13 protein-coding genes are annotated in these 17,348 nt (G+C 49.2%); 11 read left to right on the top strand and 2 right to left on the bottom strand.

The features are described 5' to 3' along the window. The first annotated feature begins 210 nt into the window (after nt 1-210). Nucleotides 211-1,257, top strand: a complete 1,047-nt coding sequence (locus ACNI29_RS11470; RefSeq protein WP_419778511.1) for a DUF6765 family protein — start codon at nt 211-213, stop codon at nt 1,255-1,257. Between the two features lie 67 nt (nt 1,258-1,324). On the opposite strand, the gene ACNI29_RS11465 is transcribed toward ACNI29_RS11470, so the two are convergent. Both ACNI29_RS11465 and ACNI29_RS11460 read right to left on the bottom strand, forming a co-directional pair. Then, on the bottom strand, nt 1,325-2,272 hold the full coding sequence (locus ACNI29_RS11465) for a calcium/sodium antiporter (protein ID WP_419778510.1): 948 nt from the start codon (nt 2,270-2,272) through the stop codon (nt 1,325-1,327). A 396-nt stretch (nt 2,273-2,668) separates the two neighbouring features. Beyond that, entirely contained in the window at nt 2,669-3,721 is a 1,053-nt protein-coding gene (locus tag ACNI29_RS11460; RefSeq protein WP_419778509.1) for a tRNA(5-methylaminomethyl-2-thiouridylate) methyltransferase, read from the bottom strand. A 220-nt stretch (nt 3,722-3,941) separates the two neighbouring features. Here ACNI29_RS11460 and recA point away from each other — a divergent pair, with 220 nt between their 5' ends. The 10 genes from recA to ACNI29_RS11410 all read left to right on the top strand — a co-directional run bounded on the left by recA (nt 3,942) and on the right by ACNI29_RS11410 (nt 17,346). Further along, nucleotides 3,942-4,997 (top strand): recombinase RecA, encoded by a 1,056-nt coding sequence (recA, locus tag ACNI29_RS11455; protein WP_419778508.1) that lies wholly within the window; start codon nt 3,942-3,944, stop codon nt 4,995-4,997. Nucleotides 4,998-5,107: 110 nt separating this feature from the next. After that, complete coding sequence (gene alaS, locus ACNI29_RS11450) at nt 5,108-7,750, top strand: alanine--tRNA ligase (RefSeq protein ID WP_419778507.1); 2,643 nt, start codon at nt 5,108-5,110, stop codon at nt 7,748-7,750. A 90-nt stretch (nt 7,751-7,840) separates the two neighbouring features. Then, entirely contained in the window at nt 7,841-8,269 is a 429-nt protein-coding gene (gene rplM / locus ACNI29_RS11445) for a 50S ribosomal protein L13 (protein ID WP_419778506.1), read from the top strand. Nucleotides 8,270-8,288: 19 nt separating this feature from the next. Further along, nucleotides 8,289-8,681: a 30S ribosomal protein S9 gene (rpsI, locus tag ACNI29_RS11440; RefSeq protein WP_419778505.1), complete on the top strand. Its 393-nt coding sequence runs from the start codon at nt 8,289-8,291 to the stop codon at nt 8,679-8,681. 337 nt (nt 8,682-9,018) lie between these two features. After that, nucleotides 9,019-10,269, top strand: coding sequence for an EAL and HDOD domain-containing protein (locus tag ACNI29_RS11435; protein WP_419778504.1), 1,251 nt, complete (start codon nt 9,019-9,021; stop codon nt 10,267-10,269). Nucleotides 10,270-10,306: 37 nt separating this feature from the next. Then, the gene (locus tag ACNI29_RS11430) at nt 10,307-11,713 is read left to right on the top strand and encodes a sensor histidine kinase (RefSeq protein ID WP_419778503.1); all 1,407 of its coding nucleotides are present in this window, start codon (nt 10,307-10,309) and stop codon (nt 11,711-11,713) included. A gap of 20 nt (nt 11,714-11,733) precedes the next feature. Beyond that, on the top strand, nt 11,734-13,011 hold the full coding sequence (locus ACNI29_RS11425) for a radical SAM family protein (RefSeq protein WP_419778502.1): 1,278 nt from the start codon (nt 11,734-11,736) through the stop codon (nt 13,009-13,011). Between the two features lie 250 nt (nt 13,012-13,261). Continuing rightward, nucleotides 13,262-15,262, top strand: coding sequence for a translocation/assembly module TamB domain-containing protein (locus ACNI29_RS11420; RefSeq protein ID WP_419778501.1), 2,001 nt, complete (start codon nt 13,262-13,264; stop codon nt 15,260-15,262). 17 nt (nt 15,263-15,279) lie between these two features. After that, nucleotides 15,280-15,879 (top strand): DUF1318 domain-containing protein, encoded by a 600-nt coding sequence (locus ACNI29_RS11415; protein WP_419778500.1) that lies wholly within the window; start codon nt 15,280-15,282, stop codon nt 15,877-15,879. 12 nt (nt 15,880-15,891) lie between these two features. Further along, nucleotides 15,892-17,346 (top strand): protein adenylyltransferase SelO, encoded by a 1,455-nt coding sequence (locus ACNI29_RS11410; RefSeq protein WP_419778499.1) that lies wholly within the window; start codon nt 15,892-15,894, stop codon nt 17,344-17,346. Nucleotides 17,347-17,348: the final 2 nt, after the last annotated feature.

The following is a 17,348-nucleotide window of genomic DNA, read 5'->3' as shown; positions in this document are numbered from 1 at the left end:
CAGATAAGGAGAAAATGCGAGGGATTAGGCAGTGCCCGCCTGAACTTTCAATATGCAGAATTAGACTTACAGCAACATAAATTCCACCTCCTATATTGCATCATTGTATTTTAAAGCGTAAACGAAGTATAAATTCTTTAAATAACGCAAGTGAAGGAGGTTATATTTTGCAAAAAGACATGCATTATTATGGAACCTATGTAATGGCCCGTGCGGCACGGCATAACTCAAGACAGAGCACAAGTCATCGCCAGCGCATCTCAATTCGTCGACGATAATGCGGCCAAAAAATCTGTAGAGTTCAAGGATGGCGGCGCACTGCACTCTCGTCCAACAGCGCACCACGCCATTCACATTAAAAATATCGATAAAGAAGACCAACGCCTTGTCTGGGTCCCATTTCATTTCTTGCCCGGAAACGAAGGAACAGGTCTTACGGAACGCCTTATATGCCGTAAAAACAGCAGCATAGCTATTGCAATGAAAAACAACCACTTAACCAAATTTGAAGAAGAATTCGGTGATGAACTTATGGGTATTGCCGCTCACGTTTATGCAGACACATTCTCTCACTATGGGTTCAGCGGCATAAGTTCACGCTGGAACAAAATTGAAAATGACAGCATTGAGTTCGATAAAGACAGACACGCAAGAAAAACCATAGACTATATAGAAAAAAGGCAAGCAGAGTTCAAAGCAAAATACGCAGAAGAATCTGGAATCATGGAAAATATTATTTCATGGTTTGCCGAAACTTTTTCCGGGGCTTTAGGGCACGGTGCAGCCTGTACCTTCCCAGACCGCCCCTTCTTAAGATGGCGATTTATTTATGAAGAATCAGAACAAGCCAGCGGATGGCGAAACAACTCTGAAACATTTTTAGAAGCATGCGAAAAGCTGCACGAAATGTTCTGCCAGTACGCAAAATTAAAGTCAGGAGTAACTGATCGCACAGCTATCGACTTTTCAACAATACGTGAAAACATTGATGCAATTCTGAAATACGAAGGTTCAGAAAAAGAACGCACCCAAAAATGGATTGAAGCCGTTAACGAAGAAAACATTCTAGGCTCCGGCGAAATTTTACCAGAGTACCTTGGACCTAAATGGCTAACACAAAAAGCTGATATGGATGGTAATTCAGACTCAATTGACGCAAGAGAGATGCCCATTTATCAATTCTATCAGGCTGCCTCTTATCACCGTCATTTTGTACTACGCAACTTACTCCCTGAAAACGGTCTCATCGTAGCCTAAAAAAATACAAAAGCCTCCCGCACCAAAAGTACGGGAGGCTCCTGAAAACCATTATCAAATGTAAATCCTAGCTCGTAAAATCGAACCACCAGCGGCCCAGACTAAGGCAGACCAGAATAGCCCCCTCAAGACGGGAAACCTTCCAGCCTGTGCGGATAAACAAGAGCACCAGTGCGACCATTCCGACCAGAACAGTCAGGCCGGGCAGCGCAGCCGGAGAGACTTCAAGCGGACGCATCAGGCAGGTCAGGCCGAGCACGCCGGCGAAGTTGAAGAAGTCACTACCGATCAGGTTACCGAGCAACATTTCATTACGCCCCTTCATAGAAGCCGCAAGGCAGGTAACCAGCTCTGGGAGAGAGGTCCCGGCGGCAACGATGGTCATGCCGATCACCCAATTGGAGACACCGAAATGACGGGCGATTTCGGAAGCTGAATCAACCATAAACTCACCACCAAGCGCGATGCCCACGAATCCCGCCAGCAACTTGATCCAGTCTTTGGCGTTAAGCTCTGTGCCGTCGTCATCTTCAACTTCAGGCACAATCCCGGCCATGGCACTAGCAGCCCGCTTGCTGTGTACCAACAGATAGGCGATATAACCACCCAGAATGGCCAGCAGCATAATTCCGGCGGACCGGTCCAGCATATCAAAATATGCCAATCCCAAAATCAGGGCAGTGGTAGCCAGCAGCAGCGGTGCATCACGCATGGCCAGTGATCTGTTGGTCGGCAAAGGCTTGATCAGGGCCATCAGCCCCAGAATGAAACCAAGGTTGAAAATGTTCGAGCCGACTACATTAGACAGAGAGATGTCTGACAAACCCTTGAATGCCGCAGTGGCTGTAACCAGGAATTCCGGTGCGGATGTACCGAAAGCAACAATGGTCAGGCCGATAACAAGGTCGGAAACCTTGTATTTGCGGGCAATCTTCGAAGCAGACTCAACAATCCAATCCGCACCGAACCACAACAGAAAGATACTGACTAGAAAGAAAAATATATTTGAAAGCATTTAGAACCCTTGATTTGATGCGCTGTCGCGCTTTTTTATTGACAGATTATGCCTTCGGCGACCCTGCCGGGGGCCTTAAACCCTTTTTGCAAAGAGGGTTTAAAAATCCCAAAAACTCTTACTAAGCTTCGCTGCCAGAGAATCCCAACAAAAGCAGCACAACTTAAACGCGAGAATAACAGGTCATTATTAAATAAAAAAGCATTTCCGAAAATAGCTACCCTTCATAAATATAACGGCGAAGCCCTAATAAAAAGTTTTTTTGGAGAGTCCAGATAACTTTTTTCCCAAAAAAAGATTCTTACCTTTAGCCGTTAGACGAGAGCTTCTTGCTCGAGTCTTACGGATATAGAGAGCAGCGCTGGCCCCGCTGAAAGCGCTCGCCGGGAGGCATTCTTAACTTTCTTTCCCTTCGCCGCGTTCTTTTTTCCATTCTTTCAATCCATCCAAAGTGGGACGAACGAAAGAAGTTTCGCGGTTGGGCATAACTTTTACGATCATTTCACCTTCAGGACCGATTACGGCCACATGAACTTCTTCACCGGACTTTACAGCCTTGGGCGAAAATGAAGCGGTCATGGCAGCGGCTTCGAGCACATCCTGCTGACTCCACTCATCGTCTTTGAAGGCACGCCCGATACTCAAAGGGCCGGGGAAGCCGCGCACTTCAAAAAGATAATCATCAGCTTCGTAAAGATCTTCAATGCGCTCGTTATCGTTCTGGTTACGGCCGACTACGAACATTTTATCGGCACACCAGAACTGACGTCCAGTTGTTGCCAGCTGAAAGGAATTCACATCTGCTATGTCGAGTCGCTGCAGGAGCGGAAAATAGCGGGCTGCGTTTTCCTGCTCGGTGAGCTTGCACCCGCCAGCAGGGGTTGGGACTTCTGAGAATCCGTAGTCCTTAGCCATCTGGAGCTGCATTTTACGACCGCGCCCGAAAATATTGGGTAATTTCTCCCGGTCCACAAGACCGGATTTTTCCACAGCTGTTTCAGGCTGGGACTGCGCACAGAGCGGACGCAGCAGAATATCTCCGGTTTCAGAGCAGTTGCGAATCGCATTCAGCACAGGCGGACGCTGGGACATGGGTCTCTGCCCAGTGACTTCGCCTGAAATAATAAATTTCGCACCATATTTTTCCATCAGAGTCTTAGCATGGCTGATCATCATAATCTTACAGTCAACACAAGGATTGACCAGCTTGCCCATGCCGTGGTCAGGCACGTCAATCATCATCTGAATATATTTTTCGCTGATGTCCACGGGCAGAATTTCCACTCCATAGACTTCCTGCCAATGCTCTATCTTCTCGGGATTACCGAAAAAAGGAGTGACAAAGTGCAAACCAAGAACTTTCAGTCCCTGATCCTGAATCACTTTGCAGGCCAGTATACTGTCGAGCCCCCCGGAAAACAGGGCCAAAGCGTCATATTGTTTGTTCATGGGGCGGCAGTACCTTCATTTTTTGGAAACCGCAACAAAATCCGTACCCCCGAATTAATTGCTATCTTGATCAGTATTTGATATGGGAAGCACTTGCCCTTTGTGTCGAAAATTCGGCATAAACAGGCAAGAGGACGAACAACCGCCCCCGTACCCCTTGTGCATGTGACGATAAACAAGAACTGGAAACGTTGAACGTCCAACTTTATATGGAGATAAAATGAGCAAGAAAAACGCAAACCCCGAAGAACTCCGCAAGGCGGCTTTAAGTACTGCCCTGACCACTATTGAACGCAAGTTCGGCAAGGGTTCCATCATGCGCCTTGATTCTGATGCCGCCCACAATATTCCGGTGATCCCCACCGGGTCCATCAGCCTCGATATGGCTCTGGGCATCGGAGGTATCCCCAAGGGCAGGATCACAGAAGTATACGGCCCGGAATCTTCCGGTAAAACAACACTCGCCCTGCATGTCATCGCAGAATGCCAGAAACTGGGCGGGACCGCCGCATTCGTTGATGCGGAACACGCACTTGACGTGAAATACGCCAAAAGACTCGGCGTTAACACTGACGAACTGCTCATTTCCCAGCCTGACTACGGTGAACAAGCCCTCGAAATCACCGACCTGCTGGTCCGCTCCGGAGCGGTTGATATTGTAATTATCGACTCCGTTGCAGCACTTATTCCCCAGGCCGAACTCGAAGGCAACATGGGTGAAACACAGGTTGGCGGACAGGCTCGACTAATGTCCCACGCACTCAGAAAACTAACCGGGACCATCCATAAATCCAAGGCCGTAGTCCTCTTCATCAACCAGATCCGTATGAAGATCGGAATGACCGGATACGGCAGCCCGGAAACAACTTCCGGTGGTAACGCACTCAAGTTCTACTCTTCCGTACGTCTGGATATTCGTAGAATCCAGACTCTGAAAGATAAGGATGAAGTCTTCGGTTCCCGTACCAGAATCAAAGTCATTAAGAACAAAGTTGCGCCGCCCTTCCGTGAAGCACTGGTCGATATCCTTTATGGAACAGGTATGTCCCGTGAAGGCGAACTTCTTGATCTTGGTGTTGATCACGGTATCGTAGATAAATCCGGTGCATGGTATGCATTCGGGTCCGAGCGTCTGGGACAGGGGAAAGAGAATGTACGTCAATTCCTCGGAGAAACCCCGGAACTGCGTCAGCAGATTGAAGACAAACTGCTCATCCATCTGGGAATAAAAGAAGACCCGAACGAACAGGTTGACGAACAGGCCCCGGCAGAGTAAAGCCTGTTGGCCCAGCTTAAATTTTAATGGGCCCTGCTGCCGCGGGGTCCTAAAAATAAAACTGCAAGGAAATAACTCCCTGCGGGTGATAGCTATTACGGAGACAGCCCATGAAGGCCAGTGAAATCAGAGAAAAATTCCTTAAGTATTTCGAAAAGAACGGTCACACAATCGTAGACAGCTCATCCCTTATCCCTAAGGATGACCCGACCCTGCTTTTTACCAACGCAGGCATGGTTCAGTTTAAGAACACATTCATCGGTCAGGAAAAAAGGGATTACATACGAGCGACCACTTCCCAGAAGTGTCTGCGCGTTGGCGGCAAGCACAACGATCTTGAAAACGTCGGCCGCACCGCACGCCACCACACCTTTTTCGAAATGCTCGGAAACTTCTCCTTCGGCGACTACTTTAAAGAAGACGCCATCAAATTTTGCTGGGAATTCCTCACTGGAGAATTGGGGCTGCCCAAAGACAAACTTTACGTCACCATCTACACCGATGACGACGAAGCCGATGAACTGTGGCAGAAGGTTGTAAACTTCCCCGCTGAGCGCATTTACCGCCTCGGAGAAAAAGACAATTTCTGGTCCATGGGTGACACCGGACCCTGCGGTCCCTGCACCGAAGTGCATATCGACCAGGGCGAGAACATGAGCTGTGGCCCCAACTGCGGCATCGGCAAATGTGACTGTGACCGCTACCTCGAAATATGGAACCTCGTTTTCATGCAGTATGATCAGGACGAGGATGGAAACCGTACTCCCCTGCCCCGCCCCTCCATTGATACCGGAATGGGCCTAGAGCGCATCACTGCGGTCTGTCAGGGCGTACAGTCCAATTTCGAGACCGATATTTTCCAGCCTATGATTCAGGCTGTAGCCAAAAAAGCCGGCGTTAAGTACAAAGAAGACAGCGAAATCGATACTGCTCTGCAGGTTATCGCGGACCACTCCCGCTCCATCGCTTTCCTGATCACCGACCAGATCCTGCCTTCCAACGAAGGCCGCGGTTACGTACTGCGCCGCCTGATCCGCCGTGCGTTCCGTTTCGGCCGACTGCTCGGCCTGACCGATCCTTTCCTGCACGAATCAACCGCTATGGTTGTTGAGCAGATGAGCGGCCAGTTCCCTGAACTGCTGAGCAACAAGGACTTTATGGCCCGCATGGTCAAGGAAGAGGAAGAACGGTTCAGCCAGACTCTCGACAAAGGCCTGATCATCCTTGAAGATGAAATGGAAGCTCTGAAGAGTGACGGCAAAAACCTCATCTCCGGCGAAACCGCTTTCAGACTCTACGATACCTTCGGCTTCCCGCTGGACATCATTAACGATGTTGCAGAAAAGCAGGGTTTTAAAGTTGATGAAGCAGGTTTCAATGCAGCGATGAAAGAACAGAAGGACCGTGCTAAAGCTGCATGGAAAGGTTCCGGAGAAAAGAACTCCAGTGCTATCTTCCGTCAGGTTCTGGAAGCAGGTCTCAGAAACAGCTTCACCGGCTACTCCGAGCTGACCACAGAATCACGCATCGTTAACCTGCTCTCAGAAGAAGGCGAACATCTTGAGCGCATCACTCAGGGCACCGGCGGCTGGCTGATCACTGCTGCAACTCCTTTCTACGGCGAATCCGGCGGCCAGATGGGTGATACCGGGGCAGTGGGAACCATGACCGGTAACGCCGAAGTACTGGAAACAGTAAAAGCTTCTGCGAACCTTACCGCATCTAAAATTTTCGTAAGCGAAGGCGAACTGCTCATTGATCAGGAAGCCAAGCTTGAGGTTGCACCGGAAACAAGAACCGCAACAGAACGTAACCACACAGTTACTCATCTTCTGCATGCAGCTCTTAAAAATGTTCTGGGCGACCACGTTAAGCAATCCGGGTCACTGGTGGGACCTGACAGACTGCGTTTTGACTTCACCCACATTGCAGCCATGACTCCCGAAGAAATCGGACAGGTTGAAAATGAGGTAAACCGTGCTATACTGGGCGACACTCCCGTTGTCGTACAGGAAATGAGCAATGACGAAGCGGCTGAAAAAGGTGCTACCGCATTGTTCGGCGAAAAATACGGTGATGTAGTCAGAGTTGTTGAAATTCCGGGCGAATCCATGGAACTTTGCGGTGGTACCCACCTCAAAGCTACCGGTGAAGCCGGGACCTTTGTAATTCAGTCCGAATCCGGCATAGCTGCGGGTATCCGCCGCATCGAAGCCGCAACCGGATGGAATTCTCTTAAATTTCTGCAGGAGCAGCGCGAGGAAGTTGCAAAATCTTCCGCCATGCTCAAAGCAGCACCCGGACAGCTGGCCGACCGTATTGCGGCCCTGCAGTCTCAGGTGAAAGAACTGACCCGGGCCAATGACAAGCTTCAGTCAAAATTGGCTTCCGGTGCAGGCGCGGATCTCATGAGTTCCGTAGAAGAGATTGGCGGAGTAAAAGTACTCGCAGCCAAACTCGAAGTTACCAATGTCAAAGCCCTGCGCGATCAGGCTGATGCACTGAAATCCAAGATGGATTCCGGTATCTTCTGCCTCGCCGCTCAGGTTGATGACGGTAAAGTTTCCCTGATTATCGCCGTGACCAAGGACTTGCACGATAGATTCAAGGCCGGCGCATTAATCAAACCCGTTGCAGCTGAGGTAGGCGGTGGTGGTGGCGGCAGGCCCGATATGGCGCAGGCCGGTGGAACCAACCCCGCTGGAATTGAACAAGCATTCGCAACCCTCAAGAAACTGGTTGCAGATTCATAATCTGTAAAAAAGGGATCAAATAAGCTTGACATCCAACACTCAATGCTTGTATACATCCCCTTCCCAGATTTCATGTAAGGAGCTTTTCTAATGAAGACATATATTCCTAAAGACGAAGACATCAGCCGCGAGTGGTTCGTAGTTGATGCTGAAGATATGGTACTTGGACGCCTGGCAACCCAGATCGCCAACAAACTGAGAGGTAAGGACAAAGCAATGTTCACCCCTCACGTTGACACCGGCGATTTCGTAGTCGTGCTTAACGCTGACAAAATCAGGGTTACCGGTAACAAGATGGACCAGAAGACTTACTACAAGCACACCAACCACCCCGGTGGTCTGAAAGAAAGAACTCTCAAGGTTATGCTTGAGAAGAAGCCTGAAGTAGTCATCGAAACCGCAGTCCGCGGCATGCTGCCCAAGAACCGTCTTGGCAAACAGATGATCAAGAAGCTTAAAGTATACGCTGGCACTGATCATCCGCATACCGCACAGCAGCCCAAAGTACTGGAATTCTAATTAAGGGTGGAGCAATAAAATGAGTAAAGATTTCAATTACGCTACTGGCAGAAGAAAAAACGCTGTTGCCCGTACCCGCCTTTATGAGGGAACCGGTGCAATCACCGTTAACGGTAAACCTTACGAAGATTACTTTCCTCGTAAAACTCTGCAGATGATTGTTCAGCAGCCCCTGAAACTGACAAAAAACCTCGGCAAGTTCGACATCAAAGTCAACGCTGACGGCGGTGGAGTTGCAGGTCAGGCTCAGGCTGTTAGACACGGTATCTCCCGCGCACTTATCGAGATAGATCCCGAACTGCGTTCTATCCTCAAACGTGCAGGCCTCCTGACTCGTGATGCTCGTAAGAAAGAGCGTAAAAAATACGGTCAGCCCGGTGCACGCGCAAAATTCCAGTACTCCAAACGTTAAGAAGTACTGCGAATACTTTCGCAAGACCATTCAGGCGGGACTGCTTTTGCAGTTCCGCCTTTTCTTTTTGTCTATTCCGCCACCAGTTTGCCTGCAGAACTCCGTCTCTTTGCTCTGTCGTTATCGACCAAAAGTAACCACTCACTCTTTGTGCTAAAACAAACCTAATTAGAGTCATTTGGACAAACATATTTGTGATGGCAAATAATGATAAGTTATTTTCTCATTCTCATGCATTTTATAAGAATGATATTGTTTTTCACTAGCGTGAAACTCTGGATATTCCGTTCAAAACAATATATTTCTTAGAAAAATTGCAAGCAGGAATTACTAAAACATGTCCTCAAAAAAACCGCTTTACGATAAAATATTTTTCGCACGGCAGCCTATCCTCATGCCCGACCAGTCTGTCTGGGGGTATGAACTGCTTTTTCGCAACAGCAGCGAGGCGACCAGTGCAGAAATATCCGACAGCTACAAAGCAACTTTAAAAGTTGCTGCTGCCCTGTGCGCTGCGCCCGGAGAGAAATTGCCGGACAACGTAAAGCTGGTAGTCAACTTTTCCCACAAGGCAATCATGGATAAAATTCCATACTCACTGCCTGCCGGGAAAACTGTTGTCCAACTTCCGGAAACAACACCCCCAACTCCAAATCTCATCAAAGCCCTGCAGGAACTGACCAAGGACGGCTATTACATCGCCATCGATGACTTTGAGGCCAGACCTCAAGGGGAGTTCCTCATAGCATACGCCGATGCTATCATCGTAGACATTCTTTCTGCTGACGAAGAGAAGCTGCAACGCATCTGCGAACTCTGCAAAGACAACGACACCAAGCTCATCGCCAAAAGAGTCGAGAATACCGATCAATACCACCTCGCCCAGAAGCTGGGATTCAATTTTTTTCAAGGTTTTTACTTCAAGCGTCCGGAAAATGTACGTGGAAGAAAACTCCGCTCCGGGGAAACAGTAAAACTGAAAATACTCAAGCTGATTGAAGATCCTTCCCCGGACTTTGAAGCTTTGGCTGAAGCTCTGCAGAATGATGTATCCATCAGCTTCCGCCTGCTCACTCTTCTGAACTCACCGACCTTTGGCTTTTCCCAGAAGATTACTTCGATAAAGCAGGCCCTTGTTCTGGCAGGATGGAAAATGCTCAGAAACTGGCTGAGGGTTATTCTGCTTACCGACCTGACTCCAGAAGGAAAAAGCCGCATGCTTCCGCAGCTGGCCACCCAAAGAGCAAAGTTCCTGCAACTGGTTGCCAAAAGATCCGGTAAAGGCTTACCTGCCGATTCCATGTTTTTGCTGGGCCTTTTCTCGCTGCTAGAGGCTATGTTCGACATGTCAATGAAGGAACTGACCAGCTATCTGCCCCTTGAGGACGAAATCAATGCCGCCCTGCGTGGGGAAGATAATATTTACACCCGCTATCTGGAACTGACTTCTTTTTTTGAAACCGGAGAGTGGGAGAATCTTCAGCTGGTGCTCGATGAACTCGAACTTGATCCGGTCCAAATTTCAAAAAGTTACTACGAGTCCACCCGCTGGGCCAACAGCTTTTTCCAGATTCCCGGAACGTCCTGATCAAATTCGATCCGCAGCAGCGTAGAAAGGAGCTGAAATGCCGCATACACGCCTCAGCGATGAACATCACAAGCTGAATATTCTGATCACCGGCAAAATCCCGCTGATCCATACAGTCATCCCGTCACTGCATGATCTCGGACATGAGGTGTCTATTACCCGCTCGCCCCGGGAAACCCTGTTCACCTATGCCAGCCAGCAGCCGGACCTGCTCATTATGGCCGAGCAGGATGATACCTTCGATACCTTTTCCAGTATTAGGGAAGTTAACACCGAAGCACCCGCCCTTTTCTTAATCGACACTTCCAATCCGGAAAATTTTGAAAAACTTTTTGAATTCCAGCAAGTCTCATTTCTTCCGAATACAACTTCCAAAGAAAGACTTCTAAAGTTTATCAATAAATTTCAAAACCAGCACATACGTCAAAAAAAGCATCAGGATGATGCCAAACTATACAGCCTGATTTTGCAAAGCCTCCCTTTTCCGGCCCTGCTCGTCAGCACTAAAACGCAGGAAACCATAATCGCCAACAAGGCCGCGCACGATCAGCTGCCTATTTTTGATTACAGGCAGGCCCCGCCCTTCATATCTTCCCTTTCAGATGAAGTGCAGCAGAATCTCTTTCACGAACTGGAATCCTACCATCTACATTCCTTGAAATCCGTAAACGCTTATGAACGTTTCTGGGATTTGACTGTGGATCAGGTGGCTCCGTCAGTTTTCATGCTGCTTGCTGTTGACGTCACCGAACAACGTCAGCAGATGCAGTTACGTGAAGAGATGGAACGAATAGCAAGACACGACCTGCGTTCTCCAACAGCGAACATAGTCGGTATGTCCCGTATTCTTGAAACCGAGGCCGGGTTGAATGAAGAATTTCAACCGCTGGCAGAAATCGTACGTAAAACAAGTGAACGCATGATCCGGCAGATCGATACTTCACTGACCCTTATCCGTCTTGAGACGGGATCGCTCAAAGCAGATGCCCACCCCTTCAACCTCTCCAGTGCTATCAACGCCGCCATCGGTGACCTGAACCAACTGGTCGAAGACAAAGAGCTGACAATCGTCTGCATGATGGATGATGAACCGCTTCAGGAAGAAAACTCCATAGTCTGCTACGGTGAAGCTTCATTAATCATCACCATGTTTTCCAACCTGCTGAAAAACGCAGCCGAAGCAGCTCCTGAACACACGACCATCACAATTACCATAAGTGAAGACAGCCACTTCATCACAACCAAGATACACAATATGGGCGAAATTCCGGTCAGCATCCGTGAAACTTTCTTTGACCGCTATGCGACCTACGGTAAGAAATACGGAACCGGACTTGGAACATACAGTGCGCGGCTGATCGCCAGTGCCTCAGGCGGAGATATTTCATTCACAACATCAGAAGAAAAGGGTACTACCCTGATCACAACACTTCCCAAACCATAATTTAAACAGGATCTAATATAATGGCCGCTAAAAAAAAACCTCGTCCGCTGCTGGTCTTTGCTGATGCAGACGGGCAGATATACGATCATCCTGAACTTGAAATGATGTGCCGCAGGGGCGACGAACTATTCCAGCCCAAACCTGAAGAATACATCCCTCTGCCCCCTGACAGTGAATTTTTCCTACTTCCTGGACGCTTCCCCATAGGACTGGACCCGGAAACCGGAGAAGTGGTTGAAGTAGAAGGCACAGCTGTTACAGCTTTCCCCTGCCCCGGACACACTCTGACCGGACTTGCCGCTTACGGTAATACCGATGACGCTCCGGTTCTGCCTATGTTCTCATACGGTGCAGTTGGATACGCAAACGGTAAATTCTGGGTTACTGCAAAAAAAGTAGACGAAGACAAGAGACAGGTTTTCACCAGAATTCCGAATAAGAAAATCGATGCCGGGGCCCAGCGCATGATGAAGGAAATGCCTGAAAACAGGCTGGTCCGCCATCTTGCCGGGTGCGCCCTGACTTACTGCTGCCCGGCGGCAAAGAACCTTGCTTTGGGGCGTTTTGAGGCCCCCCTGCCGACGTCAAGGACCTGCAACGCCCGCTGCATCGGATGTATTTCTGAACAACCCGAGGATTCAGGATTTCCTTCACCGCAGGAGCGCATCAAGTTCACTCCCACAGCTGAAGAAATTACCGAACTCATGCATTTCCACGCCAAGCGTGAACGCAGACCTGTATTCTCTTTCGGTCAGGGCTGCGAAGGTGAACCGCTCACCGAGCACGTTCTGCTCACTGAAGCTATCAAGAAATACCGCGATGAAGGCGGGCACGGAACTGTAAATATCAACACCAACGGCTCCATCACCGAATCCATGGAACCACTGGCAGCAGCAGGATTGAACTCCATCCGGGTCAGCCTGAACAGTTTGCGTGAACCGGTTTACAATACCTACTACCGTCCCAAGGGCTATAAATTCGACGATGTTCTGGCTACCATCGGCAAAGCTAAGGAACTAGGGCTGCACGTTTCCCTTAACTATCTTTACTTCCCCGGTATCAGCGATACCGAATTTGAAGTGGGAGCACTGGTCGAAGTTGCCCAAAAAACCAAATTCGACTTCATCCAGCTGCGCAACCTGAACATAGATCCCGACCTGTACATGGAACTCATGGAACCTTACGAGTTCGGACCGGGTATGGGTTTCATCAACTTCCGCAAAAGAATCAAAACCGAATGTCCGTGGATCAACTTCGGTTACTTCAACCCTTATCTGGGTGACGGGAATAAAAAATAGTTTTCCTTGGTGCTTTTAAAGATTTAATTTCGCCCCGCACAAACGAAATCCTTTATGGGAGATTTGATTTTTACCAATCAAATCTCCCTTTTTATTATGTGTCGAGAAACTTCCCAGCAGCCATTCCTCCGTGTATAAGTGGGCGATGAACATTCGTCCCTTTATTTCCATACTGTGCATACTCCTATTACTCGTACTCGCTTGCCCGCATTCGTCTTTCTCGCACGTAAGCAGCTTCGGGTTCAACTGGATGTTCAATATTGTTCTCCCTCAAGCCGGTGTCGCCGGGAAATTGAAAGGCTACGTCGAACATGTTCAGGGAGCAAAATTCAAATTCAGCGGTAAATACCTGAATGAAAAAGGACCACTGCAATCCGGACCGGTCGAAATTTCCACCACCTTCAATCTTGATTCAGGAATTATTCGTCTCGAAAGCTTCCAAGCGCACATAAAAAATATGGCTGTTCACCAACCCCAACTAGGTCTCATAAACCCTGACCTGACACTCAGCGGGAAAGGAATAATTGATCCTGCTTCAGGAATGGCCGACTTCACAAATTTACGCATTAAAGCCGGAAAGCTACCCGAACTTCAAGGCACACTTAGCTATCGCCCGGACAACCATGGTCTGTGCCGGCTAAAAATACAAAACCCCCTTCCTCTTTTGGAAAGGCTGGTCGAAATCAACCTCCCTGACTTCGAACACTGGGACAAGGAAGGGCAATTCTCGCTGGCAATTGAGCTGCACGAAATCCAAAGCTCTCCGCAAGCACAGCTGCGCTTTGAATTCGCGAACACATCCGCAGCCTCCCCCGAAGGAACAGCCCTCGTGGACAGCATGAGCGGAAATCTTTTCGCAAGCAGCCCGCTGGACGATCCGCAGCTGAACTTAAAAATAGATTTCAAAAAAGGGGAAGCCCTTTACGACACATTCTACGTAAACCTGACTAAAAACCCATTACACCTTGAGTTCAATTCTCCGCTGCCCGACAGCGAAGGAAACTTCGATTTCACTGCTGCCGCAGACTGGAAAGACATGGGCAAAGTGAAAACTTTAGCCAAGATGAAGAACATTTTCGGCACCCCTTCATTCACCGGAAAAACGGAGTTCAAAACCAAACAACTATCAGCCCCCTTCCGAACCTTTGTGATTGAACCTTTTTCACTGGAAGGACTGGATGGAAGCGGCGAATTTGCAATGAACTATGTCTTCAACGGAAGCAGCCAGAACACCCATTTGAATGGCGAAATGCTCCTTAAGAATTGCACGCTAAGCCAGGATAAACTCATTTTCAGCGGAATTAATGCAGAGCTTCCTTTTGTGCTTTCCTTAAATGAGAGTTTCCTGCCGCAGGCTGACGCTAGCCTGCCCAAATCACAGTCAGGGGTGCTGCGATTCAGTAAAATTTCTGCTGGAAAACTGAAGATAGAGAACTTCGCATTCCCGGTCAGCGTATCCTCTAATGCAATAGAATTCGGGACCATTCCGGCTATCAGATCTGAAGGCGGAACTCTGCGTCTATCAGATCTGAAAATGCGCCACCCCTTCGATGACGACTTCGTGCTCAAAGGCAAAATTACAGCCAAGAACATAAATCTGCTCCCGCTATCGCCTAAGTCACTGCCCATCGACGGACATATCGGAGGCAATCTGAACTTCTGGCTGTTGAAAAACCATCTTTCCACTACGGGTAGTCTTTTCGGCGAAGTTTACGGTGGTGAAATGACCATTGATGAAATTTTCGCGGACAACCCGTTTGAGGATTCCCGGCAATACGGAGCGGACTTCAAACTCCGACATCTTAATCTGGAACCGCTCAGTCAGGCTCTGGACATCGGCCGTATCACAGGACGTATGGACCTTGATCTCACCGAACTGGTCATTGCCTACAACCAGCCTGCAGCATTTCACCTGCTGGCAAAAACAACACCCGGAACAGGAAAATCCGGGGATATCAGCCTCAAAGCGGTAAACACCCTCTCGGTAATCGGAACCGGCTCCGGACTTACCGGAGCAGGAGTGGGTATGTTTTCCCAATTTTTCAAAGAATTCGGCTATGCCGGACTGGGACTTGAATGTACCCTCAATGACGACATATTCAAGATCCGGGGCTTGATCAGGGATGATGGAATCGAGTACATTATCAAAAGACCGCCTTTGTTCGGCATCAACGTAATTAACAGCAATCCCGAAAACCTGATCAGCTTTTCCGACATGCTCAAAAGGCTGCGGCGGGTCATCGGCAACTAACAGCACAGGAGTTTATCATGCTCAAAAAAACCGCGCAGTTATTAACCTTTCTCAGCCTTCTTTCCTTTGTCGCCTGTGTGACAGTAAATATATATTTTCCGGCAGCAAAAGTGGAAAGGGCCGCTGAAGATATCGTGGAAGACGTATACGGAACCGACACAGGGCAGCAGGAGAACAGTGACGATCAGTCAGCCCTTGAGATCTTCCTAGCAATGGTCGGCCCGAATCAGGCCCATGCCCAGTCTGTATCCAAAGCCGACATTGAAAGCATCAAAAAATCCAATTCAGCCATTCGCGGCCTGAAAAAGACAATTACGGCCAACCACAGAAAACTCGTGCCCTACTACAACGCTGGCAACGTCGGCATTACCAATGACGGCTACCTGAAGATCATCAGCAAAGACGGACTGGATATCAAACAGACCGCCGCCCTGCGCCGCCTTGTTTCTCAGGATAATGATATCCGCGATCAGCTGTACATCGAGGTTGCCTCTTCCATGAACATTCCCGGCAGCGAACTTGGCAAAGTAAAAAACATCTTTGCGCAGGAATGGCAGGAAGGAGCACCTTCCGGGTGGTTTATCCAAAACCAGAGCGGCAAGTGGTCTAAAAAATAGAGAAATATTACCATGCCATTTGATAACAGTTACGCCCGGCTGGATGAAAAATTCTACCAGCGCATAGCCCCGGCCCCGGTCAAAAACCCACGCGTCAGGCTTGTGAACCGCGAATTAGCAGGGGAAATGGACTTTCCTCTGCCTGAAAGCGACGCTGGCCTTGCAGAACTTTTCTCCGGCAATAAACCTCCGCAGGGAGCGGAGCCGCTGGCGCAGGTCTATGCCGGGCATCAGTTCGGTAATTTCGTTCCCCGGCTGGGGGACGGGCGTGCTGTTCTGCTCGGAGAATTTCTGAACAATGCCGGGCAGCGATACGATATCCAGCTGAAAGGTTCCGGTCAGACCATGTTCTCCCGCAACGGTGACGGACGCTCCCCGATCGGTCCGGTTATACGCGAATACATTGTCAGCGAGGCAATGTTCCGGTTGGGAATTCCCACTACCCGTGCGCTGGCAATGACCACCAGCGGGGAGACAGTCTACCGGGAACAGGATCTTCCGGGCGGGGTGTTTACCAGAGTCGCCTCCAGCCATATCAGGATCGGCAGTTTCGAATACTTTGCATCCCGCAACGATTATGACGCAGTGAAAACTCTGGCCGACTACACCATCGACCGCCACTACCCGGACCTCAAAGAGTCCGGTAATCCATATGCAGCCCTGCTTGGAAAAGTCTGCTCCGTTCAGGCCCGGCTAGTCGCGAAATGGATGCGTATCGGCTTCATCCACGGCGTCATGAATACCGACAACACAACCGTATCCGGGGAAACCATTGATTACGGCCCCTGTGCCTTCATGGATGGCTATGATCCGGCAACCGTATTCAGCTCCATTGATCACTACGGGCGCTATGCCTACGCGCGCCAACCCTCCATTGCGCAATGGAATCTGGCGGCATTTGCGGGCTGCCTGCTACCCCTGATCCACAAGGATACAGAACAGGCCAAGTCTCGGGCAGAGGAAATAGTTCAGGGATTCGGTGCGGAATTCAGGAGACACTATTTTACCGAGATGTGTGCCAAGATCGGGCTTGTCCCGACTAATCCGGCTAAAGAACTGCTTGATGAATTCCTGCAGCTTATGCAAAATTCAAAAGTGGATTTCACCAATAGTTTTCGCAATCTTGGCAAAGCAGTGCGGAAAGACTACAGTACGCTGCTGGAACTTTTTGCTGACCGTGAACAGCTGCAGAACTGGCTGCAAAAATGGCGGGGAGAACTCAAAAAGCAGGGCATAGAACCTGAAACCGCCACCAGTGCCATGGACAGCAACAACCCGGCTTTCATTCCGCGCAACCACCGCGTGGAGGAGGCCATCAGCGCCGCAATAGAACAGGATGATTTTGAGACGACCAAAAAGTTAATCGAAATCCTGCAGTATCCATACGAAGAACAGCCGAAATACGCTGAATATATGAACCCGCCGGAACCGGACGAGCGGGTCTACCAGACCTTCTGCGGAACTTAAAA

The organism is Maridesulfovibrio spiralis (SeqCode) (assembly GCF_048571135.1).
Lineage (GTDB): Bacteria > Desulfobacterota > Desulfovibrionia > Desulfovibrionales > Desulfovibrionaceae > Maridesulfovibrio > Maridesulfovibrio spiralis.
Note: the sequence above shows the minus strand (reverse complement) of the source record. Positions and strands in the feature narration are given on the sequence as shown.